General features: G+C 36.3%; 4 protein-coding genes and 1 pseudogene. 2 read left to right on the top strand and 3 right to left on the bottom strand.

What is annotated here, in order from left to right; all coding sequences use genetic code 11:
* Positions 1–51: 51 nt before the first annotated feature.
* The 3 genes from BW139_RS17935 to BW139_RS17925 form a co-directional block, all read right to left on the bottom strand.
* Entirely contained in the window at positions 52–2,067 is a 2,016-nt protein-coding gene (locus BW139_RS17935) for a DEAD/DEAH box helicase (protein WP_254844988.1), read from the bottom strand.
* Positions 2,064–2,957, bottom strand: a complete 894-nt coding sequence (locus BW139_RS17930; RefSeq protein WP_076920562.1) for a DUF1837 domain-containing protein — start codon at positions 2,955–2,957, stop codon at positions 2,064–2,066. Before BW139_RS17930 ends, BW139_RS17935 begins: the two co-directional genes overlap by 4 nt.
* Positions 2,958–3,171: 214 nt before the next feature.
* Complete coding sequence (locus tag BW139_RS17925) at positions 3,172–3,516, bottom strand: recombinase family protein (RefSeq protein WP_076920561.1); 345 nt, start codon at positions 3,514–3,516, stop codon at positions 3,172–3,174.
* Between the two features lie 601 nt (positions 3,517–4,117).
* Here BW139_RS17925 and BW139_RS17920 point away from each other — a divergent pair.
* Both BW139_RS17920 and BW139_RS17915 read left to right on the top strand, forming a co-directional pair.
* Positions 4,118–4,639: a DUF305 domain-containing protein gene (locus tag BW139_RS17920; protein WP_008109672.1), complete on the top strand. Its 522-nt coding sequence runs from the start codon at positions 4,118–4,120 to the stop codon at positions 4,637–4,639.
* 1 nt (position 4,640) lies between these two features.
* Positions 4,641–4,907, top strand: a pseudogene (locus BW139_RS17915) (glutaredoxin family protein); the annotation flags it as partial.
* Positions 4,908–5,035: the final 128 nt, after the last annotated feature.

Genomic DNA, 5,035 nt, shown 5'->3' with positions numbered 1-5,035 from the left:
CTTATTATCTTCAATTGGGTATATTTCACCAGCTCAATATGAAACAGACTACTATGATAATTTAAACGAGTCAGGTAAAGTGGCCTGACTTAAACAAACTGGTCTCCGATGAACTCGGGGCGATTCATGAGGTAGGGTCCAATCATTTAAGTTATCAATATTACTTATAAAATTAAATAACTTATTTTGTTGGATATAACCTATTGTTGGGCTTGCTTCTAGTGTGAATGGAGCAACTTTTAAACTGCTGTGAGCATTTCTTACAGCTCCTTCCAATGCATCAATTTCTTCTAAGCTTAAATCAAGTTCGGTTGCTTCAAGCGTCTTATGTAACTTCCCTTCAGCCACTTCCTTTATCAATTTGTTTGCTATAGTGTAGAACTTATACTGGTTTTCAGCATCATGTGCATAAACACCAGCCAGCGCTTGAAAAACTAAGGGAAGGTCTTCATTAATCGCTTTAAAGTAAGTTGGGATCTTTTCTTCATCGTTCTCTTTGTCATCAAAATAATCTTTCACCTGCCATTCGTCAGGTTCAACTATAAAAATATTACCTGCAAAATGTTCTAGCATCCTTCCTGCTCGACCAGTGATGTTATTGATTTTTACATCATCTAATCTTTCTGGTGCCCCCATTCCCTTTGACTGCATAGGTTTATAGAGAAATAAGTTTTTAGCAGGTAAATTAACCCCCTCTGCTAATGTACTTGTACAGGCAACATATTGAATAAAACCTTCTTTAACGAGGTTTTCGATCATAATTCTTAAAGAGCTAGGTAAAGGGCCATAATGAAAAGCTACCCCTTTGCGTAAATTATTTGCCAATGAAAATCTATCGTGAATGAACTCTTCAACATAATTTGCAGCCTCTTCGAGTTCATTTGGAGTATCATATTTTGTTACTTTATCAGCAATATTTTGTGCAATATTTTCGCAATGATCCGTCTGATTTCTATAAATTATATTGCTGTGACCTCTGCCAAACTTTAGAGCAATATCTGAGAGATGTTTATCCTTAAACCCCTTTGGAATTGTTATTGAATCTTGGGTATTAAGCCTTTCAATTACGAGGTTCCGGCCTACAGGCTTCACTTCCATTAATATTTTGGCAACAGGAGAAATTGATGTAATTTCTTTGGTAAACTCCAAATCTTCAAAAACAGTTGAAAAAGAATCTTGGTAGCTAGCCGAAGGCATACTTATGATTACTTGGGGAAAGCTGTCTTCCATTAACTTATCTATTGTCAAATGAAGTAATACACCCCGGCTCTCATCCGTAATATTATGAGCTTCATCAATAAACAAGTAGTTAAAAGATAAGTCACCTGCTTGTAACGCCTCAAGTAAGCGTTCCTGTGTCATGACAAAAAAGGTTTTGTCTGCATAACCATCGTCTTGTGGAACTGTACAAATCTCTATTTCTTTTTCGTAATTCTGTTCTTTAGCTATTTCGTAAAGTTTATTCGCTACTTCTGATATTAAAGCTCTGGTGGGGACAATTATCGCGGCAAATGCACCGTCAGAATCAATCATTCTTCGTATGAGGTAACTAAGAATGATGTGTGTTTTCCCAGCTGAAGTTGGAGCTACGGTTATAACATCTTCATCTAATATAAGACTTTCCCATAAGGTCCTTTGGAAATCAGTTAGAGGAAAACTTAGCTCATCAACCGTATTTAACTCTTGCCTAAAATCCATCTCAGCTTCTGAATAGAAGCTATATTTAAAACTAAGGTCAGGGTAGTTTTTTTCAATTAGTTTAATGTTAGGAAAGTCTCCAGAGCTAGAGAATACACGATTTGCTATAGCAATTATTTCTGGGTATGAATTGCCGCAAACATCAAGAAGCATGGAGAGTAATGCGGCTCCTTCCTTTCGGAATTTACTATCGTTAACTTTATAAAAATATTGAGCTATCGTTATTAATTGCTTTACATGCTCTCTATTTATCTCGGCTTCCATACCAATCATTTTATAAATATATGAACGAAACAGTTCGTTAGTTGCTTCCTTATAACGTTCACTAGCTAGCGCTCGTGTTGAAAGCTTCTTAATAAACTCACTCATTTTTTAATGTCCATATATTTAATAAATTGTCCCACTAAATCTTCAATACAATTAAATGGTAAAATCATCAATACGGTTTTATTTGCTGGTAAATCTTGCTTTTCCAGCTTCATGTAAAAATCCGCAATATATTCTTTCCCAATATTTAAGTATTCTTGTTCAAACTCTTCTGTGGAGCATTGAAGCAACTCTGGTTTTGAGAAACCGATAAAGCATGAATTATGTAAAATTTCATCTAAATCAGTATCAGAAAGAGGGTCTAAAACCTCTAAAAGGTACTCTTCTAAATCAGCATCTATATTAGGAAAGTCCATTTCACTATCAAGTAAATCAAATTCTTCCTGATATTTATCCTTAGCACTCTTGATCGACTTTGCGGCTTTTGATGCAGCCGATTTAAAGTCTATATGTAATTTTGACTCACCTAAAAATAGTTTAAAATTACCGTCATAGAATTGACCATGAACGCCATCTGCTCCATATACAGGCATCCTCCTTGATGTTTTGTTAGCGACTTTGCTCAGTAATTTGGGGGCTTCAAGATAAACATCCAGCAACGTAAAAAGAATTAGTTCACCGAGTTCGCCTTGAGCTGTGTGTTGGCTTAGTTTGCGAATTGCTTTATCGAAAAGTTTAGTCGCTGCACCTTCTTTTTTTATTCCGAGCTTTTTCTCAATTTCAGAGCACTTGAAAACAAAACTTGCCAAAATGCCGTTTTTTAAGGAAGAAAAAAATTGGGTTAATGAATCAGGTATACCGTTAGGAGCTAAATAAATAAGAAGTGCTTCAACGCTCCTTCCATCATCTAGCTTATGAGTAAAATCGACCTTGTTTAAGATCGCCTTAATTTCATCGTTATTTTTTAACTGTGGCTCTAAACGTTTTTCCATTTTTATTTCTTGTCTATCCTTAATACTTAGATATTAACAAATCCCTACATATATTCAATTTTGAAAGTGGAGCACCTACTTATCTTGTAAGAACTACTTATTTGAAAGCTGCTTCATTCATTCGAGAGTCCGGTAAAGAGTAGGGTTAGTAACAGAATATTTTTAGCTATTTCTTAAATCGCCCCTCCATTAAACTCATCCTTTAGTATTTCTTTTACTTGTCAGATAAAGCAGGCAAGCTGCCCATGTGTTTGCCTTTAGCTTTAGCTTCTTCACGACCTTCTGTGGTTCTGGCTTTTATAAGATCTAGCTCAAGTTGAGCGAATACTTCACAAAGGTTGATCATGGGGGTAGCAAACGGGTTATCATTTTTAGTATTGAGAGAACCATTAATAATCTTTGAACAATCGCCCCGTTTGTGAGTACTTTCAATGCCCTCAAAAATAAACTTTAATGATCGGCCTAGCCGCTCAAGGCGAGTAACAATTACCTCATCACCCACCTGATGAAATCGATTAGCTTCTTTAACTTTTTCATTTCTAAACGAAGTACCAGACACATTGCCTTATAATACTTTTTTACAACCATAATAGCCCAACTGAACAGTTAAGCATTCAAATCTTGTTCTCTAGTAGATACTCTTGCAAAAGTAGATACTCTTGCAAAAACACTTTCATGTGTAGGAAACTTTTAGCTTTCAAACATGAACGAGATAAAAGATCAATATTCGTTCATTTAAAAAGTGAAATAAATGACAACTCTAACTATCAAGTTTAATTCTTCCACATGCTTTAACTGTGTCTTCACTTGTACACGAGCTTGCCATTTGTTGAAGCTCAGCTTGTAGTACTTTGAGTCCCCACATTAGGTTGTTAACTAAAGCCAATTTCGCCTGTGTCTATTACAAGTTCAAAACTTAAACTCTAAATATAAGCTGATTTGATCTCCTTCAAAGAAAATTTTTTGCCCATAAACTCTTATACCGAAATGTATAGATTAGTACTGATTCACAATAATTACGCTGAAATTGAGTCAATCGTATTACAAATACTCTTATTGATACTGGCTCATTACTTGCAATTTTTCGAGAACATGACCACATGTAGAGAATAATAGGCTAACAGTGGGAAATATTTACACTATCAATGTAAGGATTACTTATGAAATACTCAAGATTTGCTGCAATGATCATCACCTCAACCATTGCTATGTTTGTCATGATGTATCTCAACACTTACGCAGTATCACATATATGGTTTAGTGAAACGCGTATCTATATGGCGTTGTATATGGGAGCAGGTATGGCAATGATCATGCTGGCCTTTATGCTTGGCATGTACAGTAACAAGAAGCTCAACATGGCTATTTTTCTATTGGCGACAATACTGTTCGCCATATGTCTTTATCTTGTTCGCTCTCAAAGCACAATTTCTGACACTGCCTACATGAAAGCGATGATTCCTCATCACTCCATTGCTATTCTTACTAGTGAGCATTCAACTTTGGAGGATGTACGCGTGCGTGAATTGGCAAATGGTATTATTAAAGCCCAACGAAAAGAAATAAAAGAAATGGAATGGCTGATTAAGGATATTTCTGAAAATGGAAAGGTCAGCTCACAAGCTCAGGCTGAGCAACGACCGCTCCCAAAGTTTGAAGGCACACTGAACAAAGGAGACTAAGATGACTAAGACAGCTACCCTGTACAGAATGGTCACTGACGAACATATCTGCTCCTATGGTTTAAGGTCGAAAGATTTGCTGGAGAGGCAAGGGTATGATGTAGAAGATCATAAGCTCACGTCAAGACAACAAGCTGATGACTTCAAAGATAAGCATGATGTCAAAACTACGCCACAAACCTTTATTGAAGGAAAGCGTGTCGGAGGATACGATGACTTAAGAGAGTATTTTGGTAAAGATGAAGCAGGTCAAACTGGCACAACCTACAGAGGGCGTTCAGAATTCTGTGTCAGCCTAAGTTGCTAAATATCTAGCACACCATCTAACCTACCTTCGAAGTGGATGGCCAATTGCGACAATGTCAGATTCCAATTATGGATTGGCATTGTCCATTT

This window comes from Pseudoalteromonas sp. SK18, from assembly GCF_001974855.1.
Classification (GTDB): domain Bacteria; phylum Pseudomonadota; class Gammaproteobacteria; order Enterobacterales; family Alteromonadaceae; genus Pseudoalteromonas.
This window is presented reverse-complemented; position numbering and strand designations above follow the sequence as displayed.